Annotated in this window: 15 protein-coding genes; 10 read left to right on the top strand and 5 right to left on the bottom strand. The window is 43.9% G+C overall.

The window, feature by feature from the left end:
• Positions 1 to 210 precede the first annotated feature (210 nt).
• Complete coding sequence (gene ruvX / locus BKB51_RS08435; RefSeq protein WP_085900644.1) at positions 211 to 699, bottom strand: Holliday junction resolvase RuvX; 489 nt, start codon at positions 697 to 699, stop codon at positions 211 to 213.
• A 248-nt stretch (positions 700 to 947) separates the two neighbouring features.
• Between ruvX and BKB51_RS08430 the strand changes: the two genes are divergently transcribed.
• From BKB51_RS08430 to BKB51_RS08405, 6 genes are all read left to right on the top strand, one after another.
• The gene (locus BKB51_RS08430; RefSeq protein ID WP_085900643.1) at positions 948 to 1,643 is read left to right on the top strand and encodes an NnrU family protein; all 696 of its coding nucleotides are present in this window, start codon (positions 948 to 950) and stop codon (positions 1,641 to 1,643) included.
• 188 nt (positions 1,644 to 1,831) lie between these two features.
• Entirely contained in the window at positions 1,832 to 2,272 is a 441-nt protein-coding gene (locus BKB51_RS08425; protein ID WP_085900642.1) for a YbaN family protein, read from the top strand.
• A 311-nt stretch (positions 2,273 to 2,583) separates the two neighbouring features.
• Positions 2,584 to 2,871, top strand: a complete 288-nt coding sequence (gene gatC, locus BKB51_RS08420) for an Asp-tRNA(Asn)/Glu-tRNA(Gln) amidotransferase subunit GatC (protein ID WP_085900641.1) — start codon at positions 2,584 to 2,586, stop codon at positions 2,869 to 2,871.
• Entirely contained in the window at positions 2,871 to 4,352 is a 1,482-nt protein-coding gene (gene gatA, locus BKB51_RS08415) for an Asp-tRNA(Asn)/Glu-tRNA(Gln) amidotransferase subunit GatA (protein WP_085900640.1), read from the top strand. Before gatC ends, gatA begins: the two co-directional genes overlap by 1 nt.
• Before the next feature lies 1 nt (position 4,353).
• Positions 4,354 to 5,808, top strand: coding sequence for an Asp-tRNA(Asn)/Glu-tRNA(Gln) amidotransferase subunit GatB (gene gatB / locus BKB51_RS08410; protein ID WP_085900639.1), 1,455 nt, complete (start codon positions 4,354 to 4,356; stop codon positions 5,806 to 5,808).
• Positions 5,809 to 5,909: 101 nt separating this feature from the next.
• The gene (locus tag BKB51_RS08405) at positions 5,910 to 6,302 is read left to right on the top strand and encodes a hypothetical protein (RefSeq protein ID WP_085900638.1); all 393 of its coding nucleotides are present in this window, start codon (positions 5,910 to 5,912) and stop codon (positions 6,300 to 6,302) included.
• An 11-nt stretch (positions 6,303 to 6,313) separates the two neighbouring features.
• On the opposite strand, the gene BKB51_RS08400 is transcribed toward BKB51_RS08405, so the two are convergent.
• Positions 6,314 to 6,817, bottom strand: a complete 504-nt coding sequence (locus BKB51_RS08400) for a PAS domain-containing protein (RefSeq protein ID WP_085900637.1) — start codon at positions 6,815 to 6,817, stop codon at positions 6,314 to 6,316.
• Between the two features lie 267 nt (positions 6,818 to 7,084).
• On the opposite strand from BKB51_RS08400, the gene BKB51_RS08395 reads away from it, so the two are divergent.
• Positions 7,085 to 7,408, top strand: coding sequence for an HlyU family transcriptional regulator (locus tag BKB51_RS08395; RefSeq protein ID WP_085900636.1), 324 nt, complete (start codon positions 7,085 to 7,087; stop codon positions 7,406 to 7,408).
• A gap of 222 nt (positions 7,409 to 7,630) precedes the next feature.
• On the top strand, positions 7,631 to 8,773 hold the full coding sequence (locus BKB51_RS08390; RefSeq protein ID WP_085900869.1) for a trans-sulfuration enzyme family protein: 1,143 nt from the start codon (positions 7,631 to 7,633) through the stop codon (positions 8,771 to 8,773).
• Positions 8,774 to 9,289: 516 nt separating this feature from the next.
• Here BKB51_RS08390 and BKB51_RS08385 read toward each other — a convergent pair.
• Both BKB51_RS08385 and BKB51_RS08380 read right to left on the bottom strand, forming a co-directional pair.
• Positions 9,290 to 10,447 carry an amidohydrolase gene (locus tag BKB51_RS08385; RefSeq protein ID WP_085900635.1) on the bottom strand — a complete coding sequence of 386 codons (1,158 nt, stop codon included), beginning with the start codon at positions 10,445 to 10,447 and terminating at the stop codon, positions 9,290 to 9,292.
• Between the two features lie 37 nt (positions 10,448 to 10,484).
• Positions 10,485 to 11,123, bottom strand: coding sequence for a hypothetical protein (locus BKB51_RS08380; RefSeq protein WP_085900634.1), 639 nt, complete (start codon positions 11,121 to 11,123; stop codon positions 10,485 to 10,487).
• A 231-nt stretch (positions 11,124 to 11,354) separates the two neighbouring features.
• Between BKB51_RS08380 and BKB51_RS08375 the strand changes: the two genes are divergently transcribed.
• Together BKB51_RS08375 and BKB51_RS21240 are read left to right on the top strand one after the other, a co-directional pair.
• On the top strand, positions 11,355 to 11,552 hold the full coding sequence (locus BKB51_RS08375; RefSeq protein WP_085900633.1) for a hypothetical protein: 198 nt from the start codon (positions 11,355 to 11,357) through the stop codon (positions 11,550 to 11,552).
• A gap of 249 nt (positions 11,553 to 11,801) precedes the next feature.
• Positions 11,802 to 14,177, top strand: a complete 2,376-nt coding sequence (locus tag BKB51_RS21240) for a calcium-binding protein (RefSeq protein WP_085900632.1) — start codon at positions 11,802 to 11,804, stop codon at positions 14,175 to 14,177.
• Between the two features lie 16 nt (positions 14,178 to 14,193).
• On the opposite strand, the gene BKB51_RS08365 is transcribed toward BKB51_RS21240, so the two are convergent.
• Positions 14,194 to 15,132, bottom strand: a complete 939-nt coding sequence (locus tag BKB51_RS08365) for a CE1 family esterase (RefSeq protein ID WP_158090180.1) — start codon at positions 15,130 to 15,132, stop codon at positions 14,194 to 14,196.
• Between the last annotated feature and the right edge of the window lie 224 nt (positions 15,133 to 15,356).

Raw genomic sequence — 15,356 nt, 5'->3', positions numbered from 1 at the left:
GTACGGATATCCTGTCAGGAAGCAAGATGAGGGGACGAATTATCGATTTGGATTTGAGGTATTTTTTAGGGGAAAGAGCTTTCTTGTAAAATAGGGAACTCTTTTCGTTGTATTATTATAAATTCAAATTCATTTAAGGATTAATCTTACTTTTTATGCAATTTATGCATACCCGTAATGAGGGAATTGTTTTATGATTATTCGTGTTATTTAATGATTAATGTTATTCTGGCGTTGGATTGCATCCAATGCTCCTTGAAGAATATAGGCCGCAGCAGCTTTATCGACAACCTCAGCGCGGCGTTTGCGAGTCATATCGGCTTCCCCGATCAAGAAACGTTCTACAGCAGATGTTGACATTCTTTCATCCCAAAAGACGATGGGTATTTCAAAGCCGGCAATTGTCCGCAGGTTGTCCGCGAGTGTTCTGACGGATTGGCAACGAGGGCCTTCTGATCCGTCCATGTTAACGGGTAATCCGATTACGATCCCACCAATGTTTTTGTCATCACAAATTTCTTTAAGCTCTTGGGCATCATTTTTGAATTTTGTGCGCTTAATTGTCTTTACCGGTGAAGCAACCTTGAAATCACGATCCGAGACTGCAATGCCGATGGTTTTTGTACCTGGATCCAGGCCAAGCAAGCGTTTGTTGCGGTCAACGAGGTCAGGGAGATCGTATATATCTAATTCTTGCACTTTGATTGGCCTATCTGTTCCGGTTTGTCACATGATTTTGAGATAATCTCGCAAAGGTTATCTCAGGAGCGACGATCTATTCATCCTGATTTTTGACTTGTTTGTAGGAAAATAACAATTCAAATATACCACACGTGGCTTAGTTTTGATGCGCGACAGCGTGTCCTATGGATTAGAGATAGTTGCTTTGTCATAACGGGGTCATAAGTGTCTTGTATTTACCCTAGTTGATGTGAAACGGAAAGCATATGTTTGGTGGATTTGGGGGGCTAATCGGCTCTTTTCTCGTTTTTTTACTGTTGCATTCAATTCCACCCATGCGTCGGGTAAAGCAAGCCCTTATTAGTCTGTTGGGGAAAGCGGGGTATTATATTCTCTATTCTCTTATCTCTACGGGCGTTTTGATTTGGCTTATCCATGAAGTTTGGGCAGCTCCTTATATTGAGGTGTGGCCGTTTGAACCTTGGGCCGCTAGAACGACTGCCCACATTATGCCATTTTCACTTCTGTTCTTTGTGGTCGGCTTTTTACGCCCCAACCCACTTTCTATTGGGCCGAGCAATGGGTACGACAAAGCGTGTATGGGAATAGTTGGAATTGTTCGGCATCCGATCCTATGGGGCTTTGCGCTGTGGGCCGGGGCGCATCTTTTTGCAAACGGTGGTTTGGCTGAAGTTCTGTTCTTTATCGGTTTATTTCTCCTTTCTGTCGGCGGTATGTTTATTGTCGATCGTCGGAAAAGACGTTTGCTGGGAGAAGAAAACTGGATTGAAATATCCAGCGGAACATCAAACATACCTTTTGTTGGTCTCATAAAGGGTGGAAACTGCCGACCAACATGGAAAGATCTTCTCGGGGTTATTTTTGCTATTTTGAGTTTGGGGCTTGCTTTGTTGTTACATCCGATTTTGTTTAATGTATCTCCTCTGTCCGGGTTCCTTTGAGCTTTTTTGTAAAGCTTTTGGTATCTATCGCTCTAAGGATTGAGATTGTTATCTGGAGCACGTACATCACGATAAAGAACTTTTAATTATAGTTTGTTAGGGTTGCTGGCTTCCTTGTTTTAATGACCTTGCTTATCTAAATAATCTCCTACTTGTACTTAATAACACTTAAAGGCTTTCTGGAATTTATGTCGAAACCTGATTTGGCAGAGAATACGAAACCTAAAAAAACGGGTATTCGACGTGTGTGCTTGATTGGCTTGGGTTGGTTATGCGTTGCGCTTGGTCTTATCGGGATGGTCTTGCCTTTATTGCCGACAACACCTTTCCTACTTGTTGCCTTGTGGGCTTTTTCACACTCTTCCGAACGGTTTCATAACTGGCTCTATCAACATCATCTCTTTGGACCGATGGTTCGGAATTGGGATTGTTACCGGGTGATCCCTGTTAAAGCGAAGGCTTTGGCAATTACGATGATGAGTGCCAGCTTGGGCTACGTGGCTTATAAAGAAGTCGTTCCATTATGGGGGCTTGGTCTTATCGGTTTATGTTTGCTTTGTGTTGCGATTTTTATTCTCAGGTGTCCAAGTCAGCCTCCGTCCATAATCTCAGATCAATCGCCAAGATGAGATCTCTAAGTTACCAATCTGAAATTTGTTTGTCTGTGGTAATTTGGTTGAGACAAAACAAATGTCTTTCGGTTAATTGAGCAGTCTAGGACTGTCTATTTCTTGGACCCATTTCCGGACACGTTTTCTTGGGTCATTTTTTTTGCCATTTTGGGGCCCTTTTCGACAACATCCGTTGTAGAATAATAGAAAAGCAATTTTACTTGATAAAAAGCGCTCTGCAGGCGTTGCAGCTTGGGCGGGTGAGTGCTATTTTCCGCTCGAATTTAATACGTGATACCTTCGATATCCATAGAAGATTGGAACCGAGTATGTCTGTCGACAAAAATACGGTAGCGAAAATTGCCAGACTGGCGCGCATCCGGGTTGATGAAAAGCAGCAAGAAGAGCTGACCGGAGAATTGAACCAAATCCTTGGCTGGATTGAACAACTTTCTGAACTGGACACAGATGGTGTTGAGCCAATGACATCTGTTGTCGAAATGACCCAGCCTTTACGTGAGGACGTGATCAATGACGGGTACTATGTTGACCGGGTGACAAAAAATGCCCCTGAGTCTGCCCATGGTTTCTATGCTGTTCCTAAGGTGGTCGAATAATGAGTAACCTTAATAATCTGACAATTTCTGATGCTCTTGATGGCATGGAAAAAGGCGATTTTTCTGCGCGTGAACTAACAGAAGCGCATATCAGTGCGATGGAAGAAACCCGCGAGCTTAATGCCTATATCGTTGAGACCCCTGAAATCGCGCTCGAAATGGCCGATGCTTCTGATAAGAAGCGCGCCGCTGGCGACGCCGGTTTGATGGAGGGAATTCCGATTGCAATGAAGGATCTCTTCTGTACCGAAGGGACGCAAACAACAGCGGCGTCACGTATTCTTGACGGTTTTGTCCCGACGTATGAATCAACAGTATCCGGTAATCTATGGAATGCCGGTGCCGTGATGTTGGGTAAATCCAACCTTGATCAGTTTGCCATGGGCTCTGCAAACATTACGTCCTACTACGGTAATGTCATCAATCCGTGGCAGCGTAAAGATAGTGATGCACAGCTCACACCTGGAGGATCATCCGGTGGTTCTGCTGCGTCTGTAGCGGCACGTTCAGCAATGGCGGCAACGGGGACTGATACAGGTGGTTCGATCCGTCAGCCCGCTGCGTTTTCTGGTATTGTAGGTCTAAAGCCAACGTATGGTCGTTGTTCTCGTTGGGGCGTTGTTGCCTTTGCTTCGTCTCTTGATCAGGCTGGCCCAATGACACGTTCTGTGCGCGATGCGGCAATCATGCTGGAAGCGATGGCTGGCTATGACGCCAAAGACTCCACATCCGTTAAGCTTGATGTGCCGAGCTATCAAAAAGCACTGACAGGCGATATTCGCGGGTTGAAAGTGGGTATTCCAAAAGAATATCGCATGGACGGCACACCAAAAGAAATTGATGAAGCCTGGGAACAGGGGATCGAGTGGCTCAAGTCTGCGGGCGCAGAGCCTGTCGAGATCAGCCTTCCGCATACCAAATATGCGCTGCCTGCCTATTATATTATCGCACCAGCAGAATGTTCATCAAATCTGGCACGGTATGACGGCGTGCGTTATGGCCTGCGCGTTGATGGTGAAAGCCTTGATGATATGTACGAACGTACCCGTGGTGAAGGTTTTGGCGATGAAGTTAAACGTCGTATCCTGATCGGAACCTATGTTCTGTCTGCAGGTTATTACGATGCCTATTACAACAAAGCGCGTCGTGTTCGTACCTTGATCGCGAATGATTTCAAAAAAGCTTATGAAAGTGTAGATGTAATCCTGACACCAACAGCACCAAGCCCTGCATTTGGTATTGGTGAAAAGATGGATGACCCTATTGCCATGTACTTGAACGATGTCTTTACCGTTCCTGCCAGCTTGGCCGGGTTACCGGGTATATCCGTGCCAACAGGTCTTTCCAGTGAGGGGACGCCTCTTGGTCTGCAATTGCTTGGTAAAGCTTTTGATGAAGAGACTGTCTTGAAAGTTGCAGGCGTTGTCGAAGAAGCTGCTGGTTTCTCTGCCCTACCGCAGCTAATGGCGGGAGGTAAGTAACATGAGCTATCGTATCAAAGGAAATACAGGCGAGTGGGAAGTTGTTATCGGGCTAGAGGTTCATGCTCAGGTCATTTCAAAGTCCAAACTCTTCTCTGGTGCAGCAACGGCATTTGGGGCTGATCCTAACCATCACGTGTCATTGGTTGATGCTGCGATGCCTGGTATGTTGCCTGTGTTGAACAAAGAAGTTGTTGAGCAAGGCGTTCGTACCGGCCTTGGTCTTCGAGCACAGATCAATATGAAATCTGTGTTCGAGCGTAAAAACTACTTTTACGCTGATCTGCCCCAAGGCTACCAGATTTCTCAGTTCCTTGAACCAATTGTTGGTGAAGGCACGATTACGCTGGATCTAGAAGGTGGTGATGTTCGTGAGGTTGGTGTTGAACGTATGCATCTGGAACAAGATGCTGGTAAATCCGTTCACGATCAACACCCAACACAATCATACATCGACCTGAACCGTTCTGGTGTGGCCTTGATGGAAATCGTTTCCAAGCCGGATTTGCGTTCTCCTGAAGAAGCTGGGGCCTATTTGCGCAAGCTTCGATCTATCTTGCGTTACCTCGGCACTTGTGATGGCAACATGGACGAAGGTTCTATGCGTGCTGATGTAAACGTATCCGTACGTAAACCAGGAGATGAATTGGGCACGCGTACAGAAACGAAGAACGTGAATTCTATTCGTTATGTTCAGCAAGCCATTGAACATGAGGCCAAACGTCAGGTGAAAATCCTGGAAGAGGGCGGCGAAATCGTTCAGGAAACTCGCCTGTTTGATGCGAGTAACGGTACGACACGTTCAATGAGAAGCAAGGAAGAAGCGCACGATTATCGTTACTTCCCTGATCCTGATCTGTTGCCATTGGTTCTTGATCCGGCATGGGTTGAAGATATCAAAGCGACGATCCCGGAACTTCCTGATGAAAAGAAAGAGCGGTTCATCAACGACTTTGGTCTGTCTGCGTACGATGCGGGTATTCTGGTAGCTGATCGTGAAAAAGCGATGTTCTACGAGGAAGTTGCTGAAGGCCGTGATCCAAAACTGGCAGCGAATTGGGTGATGGGTGATTTTTTTGGTGCGCTGAACAAAAGTGGCCTTTCTTTGGATGCGTCCCCTGTTTCAGCCAAACAACTTGGTGGTCTGATAGGTTTGATCAAAGACAACACAATTTCAGGACGTATCGCCAAGGAAGTCTTTGAGGTGATGTGGGAAACCAGCAAAGATGCCGATACCATCGTTGAAGAAAAAGGCCTGAAACAAATCACGGATACAGGACCGATTGAAGCCGCAATTGATGAAATCATGGCAGCTAATCCTAATCAGGTCGAAGCTTTCCGTGGTGGTAATGAAAAGCTGATTGGCTGGTTTGTTGGTCAAACAATGAAAGCAACAGGCGGTAAAGCCAACCCCGGTATGGTGAACCAGTTGCTTAAAAAGAAGCTTGCCGGGTAGTATAACAAAGCATCAGTAATGTTTATCGGAGCGCTTTCAAGTACTTGAAAGTGCTCCTTTTATTTTAAAATGTTGTTTTTATTGGTTATTTGGGGTGTTTTATGAAGAACGCTAACGTTGTGTATTTAGGTTTAGTTATTCTTGTTAATATTTTTCTTTCTGCCTGTGCTGGACCGAAATTGCCAACTTCGGGAACACCTACCGTGTTTGATGGCATGTGGAGTGGAACACTTGAGGCAAAAGGGGCAGACTGTGCTGGCGTGACTACTGAATTTCAAGTCAAATATGGCCAAATTGTTGGTAAGATATACCAAAAAGGAAGCTCCATGGCTGATTTCTGGGGCAAAATTAATCTCGATGGAAAACTTGATGCTAACATTGGTCTGCTGGGTGTATCAGCAGGTGGGGCTGATATCAAATTTATAGAAGAGAGTGCTGGAGGGACTTGGTTTAGCAAGTACTGTAAAGGGAACGCCTATTTAAAAAAAATGTAAGTATAAATTGGCTAAGAATGTCCTTTATTTTGACCCAAAATGGTAATTGTTCCAATTATATATGCGAGGTTTCCTTGTTCATCTAACAGGGGGCAGTCAAGGGATTCAAATTTGACGTTTTTCTTTTTTAGAAAAGAGAGGATACCCTCGTTTCGTACACATGATGGTTGGTTTAAAATTTCCACATAGTACTGAGCTAACTGGACATCTTTACGTTCTCTATCATTGTTTTGCGGGCCTTGAGTACTAATAATTTTACCGATGTCTTCATCGAAAATGTTATTTGCACTTTCACCGTGAACACGAAATTCAAAATCAGTCTCATTAAGTCTTTTAACGAGAAAAATATCGGGTACCAGATCAATATGTTCCAGAATATCAAAGTCACTTTTAAGAGGCGTTTTTGGGGCAAAAGAAAGCCACCATTCCATAAGTGCGCGATTACTTAACCCAATGAGTTCTTCTTTGGATGTTACTGAATAGTATCTGAGTACTTCGTATCTGCTTTCTGTCACTCTTGGGTGCTTTCAATGATAAGTTTCACTAGAGTATAAATAGGGGGTGTAATGAAATCCTTAACTTTACTGTGAAATCCAAACAGAATGTTTCCTTCATTTGAATTTCTTGGATGGTGCCTGGAACTGTGGATTTTGTGTGTAACCAACGCTAAAGTCATGTCAGAGAAGTTTCGTTAGCAAATGTTTCACGAATGAAACTTTGAGATAATGTAAAATAATTAGTACATACATTAATTTTGTATGTTTATGTGAGGTCAGGTTTAAATGTCATTTTTTTCTAAGCTGTTTGGATTTTCCTCTTCGGATAAAAAAGAGGTTGAACCAAAGGAAGAGCCTGTACTTTATGAAGGGTTCGCGATTGTTGCTGCACCGGATAAGGCTGATAGTGGGCAATGGCGTTTGTCTGGATACATTAAAAAGGTGAGTGATAACCCGGATGAGCCAGATATGGAGCGTTTCTTTCTAAGGGCCGATACTTTTCCCACACGTGAGGAAGCCGTGACGTTTATATACCGAAAAGGGCGGCAGATTATTGATGAGCAGGGAAAGCGCTTGTTCGCAAACGGAGAGCCAACAGGGCGTACTTGATTGGTTTTGTTGATGCCTCTTTCTTTCAACAGTTCCCTGTAGTTGGTTAGCCTATATCAATGTATGCGGTTTTGAACTTTACGAAATTAATCTGATGAAGTTCCGTTGATCGCTCACGATATTTTTTCTGTATGGGGAAATAATCCGAGAGATATCAAACAAAGAGTTTTCATTCTCTTTTCTTCTCCCTATTCTTTTGCAAAATCTTCATGGGAGTTGGTTATGGGTAAAAAAAGTAACGTTGAGACGCTTCTGGCTCAAGCTGGGCATTATCTGGATAAAGACAGCGGTTCAGTTGTTCCGCCGATCCAACCCTCAACAACTTTTGCCCGGAATGAACAGGGCGATCTCTATGACAGTAATCGCATTTACGCACGAGACCAGAGCGTAAATGCTGAAATGGCAGAAGCCATTCTTTGTGAGTTAGAAGATGGCGCATCATGCAAGCTCTTTGCTTCAGGAATGGCAGCTGCAACAGCATTGGTGCAAACGCTTCGCCCAGGGGATCGTATTGTCGCACCGACGGTGATGTATTGGTCTCTTCGTGCCTGGCTCATTTCTTTTTGTGAAGACTGGAACATCAAACTTGCCTTTTATGATCCTCGGAACGAAGCAGATATGGTGACGGTTGTTAAGGCCGCACCAACCGAAATTTTATGGATTGAAACACCTGCCAACCCAACTTGGGAAGTCGTTGATATTCAGAAAGCAGCTGATCTTGCACATTCTGTTGGTGCGCAGTTGGTTGCTGATTCCACTGTATCAACACCGTTGATCACAAAGCCGATAGAATACGGGGCTGATTTTGTCTTTCATTCCGCGACAAAATACATCAATGGGCATAGTGATGTTGTTGCTGGTGCTTTGATTACTGCGCAAGAAGATGCACGGTGGGAACGTCTGTGTAAGCTCCGTGCTCAACAAGGCGGGATTTTAGGACCATTTGAAAGTTGGCTTTTACTTCGTGGGATGAGAACCATGCATGTGCGTGTAGAACGAGCATGCGAGAACGCGATGAAACTGGCGCAATATTTTGATGGATTTTCTGGTGTGAAGGAAGTGATTTACCCAGGGCTTGCATCGCATGCCAATCACGAAGTAGCCGCGAAACAAATGACAGATGGTTTTGGTGGAATGCTTTCCATCCGCTTTGAAGGTGGAAAAGAAAAAACGGCAGCAATTATGGGCCGCTTGAAACGCTTTGTCAGAGCTACATCATTGGGTGGGGTGGAAAGTCTGGTTGAACACAGAGCGCTAGTAGAAGGCGAGGGAACACTTGTGCCTGATGACTTGCTGCGCTTTTCCATCGGCATCGAAAATGTTCTGGATCTGATCGAGGATCTGGAGCAGGCTATCCGGGGATAGCCTGATAATGTTCTTGTCCTTTAGACCGTAAGTTTAAGCTTATAACAAATAGTCGGAGAAGTTGGGATACATGATCACGCTATAGATCAGTGTGATTGGTATGAGGGACCAGGTGATAATCTTCTCTGCAGTTTCTTGCTGAGTTGTGAATTTTCTGATTATTAAATAAATAATCAGGCTTGATGCCATGCAAATTAAAAATGTTGTTAAACCATCGGTGTGCCATCGATCTTTAACGATAGTCCAATAACTAGAGCTAAAATTATTTCCCTGTGCGGCTGCCCATCGAACAAAGCCTGCGGTAGAAGTTAATTGCGTGACGGTTCCAATAATTAGTGCTGAGAGGAAACATTTAATAATAACGCCGTAATGTCTGTGCATAATGATCCATCTAATTACATTTTGTAATTTAATTGGTAAAAAAATATAGGCAGGAAGTTTTTTAAAGCTAAAAGGAGAATATCTAAGGTGGACATCAATTAAAAGAATTGTTTTTCTTTTAGCTGCTGAGCTCTATTAATTTCTTGGGCCTAAGATATTTCTGATAACTCTGTGAAAGATTTTAGTTCCTGTTTCGATTAATTCATCAGGGAAGTCAAAATCAGGATTGTGGAGTTGTGGTTGGTTCAAGCCGGATCCCAGGGTGAACATTGCGCTGTTGCTAATTTTACCAAACTGTCCAAAATCTTCTGACCAGCGCATTGGAGCAGGCATTTCATCACGTGTGATATTCTCATCTGCGAATGCGGTCTCAAGTAGTTCTGTTGCTTCCGGGGCATTAACCGAAGCTGCGAATACATCCTCATAGCCATAGGCTGCATTCAGACGGTATTTTTTTGCCACATCATTGATCAGAGCGTCTGATTTTTCCTGCAACAAAGACATGACTTTGTCTGTCTGACTTCTCAGTGTAACCATTACTTTGGCAAAGCCCGGGGTAATGCCAAAGGCTTCTTCGCCCAAACGAGCATGAACAATGGTCACAAGGGCAAAATTATCTGCAAATTCAGATGCATTTGGCAGCTCTTTAAACGCTGTAATCAAATCACACATTGCTGTGGCTGGGCTGATGCCGTCTTCGGGGTGAGACGCATGTGATGTCTTGCCTTCCAAGGTAATCCAAAGGCCTTGGGATGCGCAGTTAAAAGGACCTTCTTTGATCCCGACCTTGTGTAATGCCTGGCCAGGAAGATTGTGGAGAGAAAAGGAATAATCAGGGGTTAGTCTGGAAAATTCGGGATCATTGATAACGGCCTTCGCGCCCGCACCTGTTTCTTCCGCCGGTTGGAACAAAAGAACGACACGTCCTTTGGCTGGACGTGTTCGATCTAACAAAGTAGCAAGACCTGCGATTATTGTCATATGACCATCATGACCACACAGATGCCCTTTGCCCTGATGTGTTGATTGGTAAGGTAAGTTGCCAGTTTCAGTGATCGGCAGCCCATCAAGCTCACATCTGATGAGGACTGTAGGTCCTGCTTCTCTGCCATTATATATGGCGGCTAATCCATACCCACCGAGGTTGCGGATAATTTTATCAGGATCATACTGTTCAAGAAAAGAAGCGATCCGGTCGCTCGTTTCTCTCTCCTCGCCTGAAATTTCGGGGTAACGGTGTAATTCATGCCGAAATGAAGCGAGCTTATCGAGAGTTTTCTGATCAAGAAGCATTTATCGAACCTAAGAAGATATATTTGGGGGGGGAGAGTTATATATTTCTGTTGAAGTTTGGCATTGTTGTAAACAAGAACGCACCAAGAAGTGGCTCGTTCTCTTCCAGAATGATCAGAAGTTGAGGTAGAATATTTGGAAGAATTTCAGCGGCAAATTCTTCTCCGGTTGCTTCTATTCGACTTTCCAGCTTTTCTAGTTTTGGGAGGGCGGTAATAAAAGATTCAGGATTTTTTATATTTGCCAAGGCATCAATTTCCTGTCGGGTGAGTCCTGCAGTGCCTTTGTTCTTTAATAACTTTGCGTGCGCATTTTGCAGTAACTCTAAATCCTTTATGCTGTGGAGGGCAATGATTTCATCGTTGGTAAATTCTTCTGTGAAAATTATTGCGATTTTGTTGATAAGGCTGGCTCTGTTTTTGATCATTTCCTCTGTTATGAGTGTATTCATCTCTTCCAGCGCTTTATCAGGCAAACGGACTGCGGCTACTTCATTTTCTGCTTTGTATTCTAGAAATGATTCCAACAAGGCATCTTTGATGAATTTATCTGTGAAAATCATTTTGACAAACTCAACAGATTTTTCGTGCTTATTCAAAGAGGCTGATGGTCTTGTTTGTGCACAGGCTGACAACCCAACGATAAGAATTATAGCTAAGAGTGGGCGCAGTATCATATGTTTTCCTGTCTCATATCCTGAGAATGCGTTGAGATAGTTTCAAGGAACGACGTTAGAAAGAGCTTAACGTGATATCTCTCTAGAGGTATAGGGAAATATGGTGCTTTTCTTTTTTGTCCTGGAAAGAGGATCTCAAATTAGTGAGCTATAATGCTGAGTAGTGTGCCTTGTTAATATTATTTTAGTAATTTGTTCTTATTTTGTTCTTAATTTATTTAAGAGGATAGAATGATGACAAAACCTTTTATCGTTACCTTGTATGGCCCAGAAGGAATGCTGGTTTTGACGCGTGAGTTACCGTGGGTTAAGTCAATTTCGGTTGCTCTTGATGTTTCTCAAAAGCTGCTGTTGCAATATAGAGAGCAAGGACATCAGTCGGGCATGGTGCAACTTGAAGGACAAGGTGTTAGCTATAATTTGTGTTGAAAAATTGAGTGTTAATTTTTTTGTATATTAGTCAAAATTTTAAAAATATTTCCTCTTTGAGATTAGCGAGTACTGAATTAGCGGTTTGAGGATTCCGGTTCCATCGCCTTGATGTAACCTGGATTTTTAGGGTTTGTGCTATGTCACAAAAATTACATTAGGACGCCGTTATTATATCTAATAACATGTATTTTATATGCATATTTATGGTGATTATTTAACTTCATTCTTTTTGAAAAGGGGAGACAAATGTCGCAAGAACAGGATCAAGATGGCAAAGTCGAAGTTGAGACTTTGCCTGATGTCGAAGTTAACCGAGACTGGAATTTTATCAGCTCTTTATTGCGTCACAAAACATCTACTCTAGTGGACGATGACGCAACCAGTGATGAAAATGTGCCTGAGAGAAGCGGAACCGTTCAAGCAGAAAGCTCTTTGGCAGAAAGCTCTTTGATAGAAGGGAAAAATTTTGAACCAGTTCCTGATGTTTCCGAGCCAGCTCAGGGGCAAACAATAATCGATCCGGTTTATGGGACGGCTGTTACCCGGATTACAGATCATGAAAATGACCCGTCTTCTGGTTTTGCCCGTAGTTACTATTCACGAATTCAAGCGTTTAACGCGGATGAAAGCAGGGTCATGACGCATGCTGAAGATGGCTATTGGCACCTTTATGATCCGGAAACAAGCACACACATCAAAAAGTTACAAGGTCCTGCGGGGGCGGCAGAAGTACAGTGGGATGTGGATAATCCAGATATCATCTATTTTGTTGGTACGAATGGTGTTGATAACGAGTTTTATCAAATGAATGTTGTGACCGACGAAATGGTTAAGTTAGCCGACTTTGATGGTCGTGTGCCTTGGGATAATCTATTCGCCTCTCGATCTCGTTACGAGGGATCTCCGTCAGAAGATGGGGAGAAATGGGCTTTTATGGCTCAAGATGATAGTTGGAATACATTAGGAATTTTTGTTTGGGACAAGAGTACGGATAAAATCCTCAGTACATTTGATTTTGCAGAACATGGTATAGCTGAAGGACCTGACTATGTATCAATGAGCCCGTCTGGCGAATACGTTATTGCATCCTGGTCACATGAATCAGGATTGGGAACCCGGGCGTACACAAAAGATTTCTCTAGCTTTGTCCAGCTACATCACGGGTCAGAACATTCAGATCTTGTGAAGCTCGCAAATGGTCATGACGCCTTTGTTTCCATTGATTATCAAGCCAATGGGGGCAGTGTTTTTTACATAGATATTCAAACAGGTGAAAAAGTTGACTTGTTTCCCAGTTATTTGAATGGCTCTGTCACAGCGATGCACTTTTCCGGACGTGCCTTTGACAAACCCGGGTGGGTACTCATTTCAACCTATGATGAGAGTGAGGCTTCAGAATGGCTTCATCAGAAAATATTTGCTGTTGAGCTAACTGAAAACCCAAGGATATTCAATATTGCGAACCATCATTCTACGGAAGGTGGTTACTGGACAGAACCACAGGCTACGGTGAACAAGGATTTTACCAAAATTCTGTTTAACAGTAATTGGGGTAACGGTAGCAGTACTGATATTGATACCTACATGGTTGAGCTCAAGGATTATGATATCCCTGAGCTGGTCTTGAGCGGTGATATTGTAGGTACCAATCAGGATGATATTCTGATCGGTACTGAACAAGATGATATTATTGATGGTCTTGCCGGTAATGACACCATTGATGGCAAGGGTGGTGATGACGTTATAATCGGTGGCTTAGGTGCTGATACCATTAATGGTGGTGACGGCATTGATACGGTTGATTATAGTGAGGCGACGACTGGTATTACTGTTGATCTTTATTGGGGCAGTGGGGAGCAGGGTGTTGCCGAAGGAGATCAATATACATCGGTGGAGAATATAATTGGGGGCAACTCTGAAGCTTATACAGATCATCTGTTTGGTAATGATGAAAGCAATCATATTCAGGGCCTTGCTGGTCGCGATAATATTGAAGGCGGAAAAGGCGCTGATATTATTGATGGAGGAGATCAAGAGGACTATGCCAAATACCGATATTCTGAAACAGGTGTGGATGTCGCGCTGACACGTGAAACACAAATTGGCGGCGATGCCGAGGGCGATGTTCTTATCAACATAGAAAACCTTTCCGGATCTTCACACGACGATAAGTTAACGGGTGATGAGGGCCGCAATCAGCTTGATGGTAACGAGGGTGATGATATCCTTCACGGATTGGCCGGTGATGATACGATACTGGGCGGCATGGGGAATGACATCATTTATGGCGGCGACGGAAATGATTCTCTGCATGGTCAATGCGGCGCAGATGTTTTTGTATTTGAAGCTGCGAGTGCGTTCAGCGGAGTTGATAAAATATACGATTTCTCGGTAGAAGAGGGCGATATTCTGGATATCTCTGATCTTCTGATTGATTATGATCCACTTGATAGTAACGTCGAAGACTTTGTTCGTATTACAGATGACGGTGTAAGTTCTATCTTGTCTGTCGATGTTAATGGATCAGGGCAGGATTTTGTTGAAATAGCAACGTTTGTCTATCAGGCAGATCTGATGGATGAAACAGCTTTGGAAATGTCCGGAAATCTTGTTCTTGTCTGACTGAAAACAAGAAGAATTAATTCGTTTTACTGGTTGGTGTGGTGACTTTCTCAAACCAGTCCAGGGCCATTTTTGCCCAGCCTTTTGGAATGGAATGCCCCCCGGTATGAAGGGCTAATCGTAAGTTGCTTGCCGGATTGCACCGGGTCCACCAACGCTGCCAAAAGAGGGCCGAGCCAGGTGTCGTGGAACTGGTGTCAAATTCATCTGCCCGTAGTCCTTCGCATTGATTGACTTCCCGGATAACTTTAAGACTATGGAATACATCGCCTTGTTGGATCGTGCCTCCACCGAGAGGGCGGCCTTCCAGGGGAACGGTTTTATCGCGCCACCCATGTGTTTGCATCAGCTTTATAGGGCCGCTGCACTCTTTTGCAGTTGGTTCCGGTGACCAAAATGCCCCCGCAATGGGCGCATAGGCGGCGGCAACTCTATTGTCCTGACAAGCCAAATACCAAACGAGAGACCCGCCGATGGAAAAGCCGCTTATCAACACTCTGTCTCTATCAATGTTAAACCTGACAGATGCATCATCTAAAACTTCATACGTAAAGGCGAGCTCATCGCGCATTTTTTTACGTTGAGGAATAAAAGACCATCCCGGTCCGAAACGAGAGTTGGGTCGCTTAAGACCACTAGGTGCAATAACGGCATAACCACGATCATTCATGGTCTTGATCATGGCCGTGTTCTTTAGTGTGTCAGCCCCAGACCTTCCGGCCCCGTGATAAAAAATAATCGCGGGAATACTGGTATGTGTTTTTGTGCCAGAAGCTGAGCCTGAACCTGAGCCTGCAACATTGGGGAGAGAGATATTGTATGAACCAAGCTTAACTTGGCACGGGTCACCAATCTGTCCGCAAAGATTATTTTCTGTTTCAGAGAGCGCAACGTGAGAAGCGCCCGATGTGAAAACGGGGAAAAGAAATAACGCAGGAATTATTTGCTTTATCATAAAATCTCGACAGATCATTTGCTCGAAAGCGTTACGGTAATCTATTTCCAGTTCGCTTAGCAGGATAAAGTTATTAACCCACGGAATTGTGATCTTTCTGGCGTCATTTTCCCCCGCAAAATCTTGTTTCCTGTATGGTGTGTTCTTTCAGATTCTGGGCAGCCATTCTCGCTGTCTTTAGGAAAATCACTATCTGTTATTGATTGAGATGCTGTTCTTAACTG

The organism is Kiloniella majae (assembly GCF_002118315.1).
In the GTDB taxonomy this organism is placed as follows: domain Bacteria; phylum Pseudomonadota; class Alphaproteobacteria; order Kiloniellales; family Kiloniellaceae; genus Kiloniella; species Kiloniella majae.
Note: the sequence above shows the minus strand (reverse complement) of the source record. Positions and strands in the feature narration are given on the sequence as shown.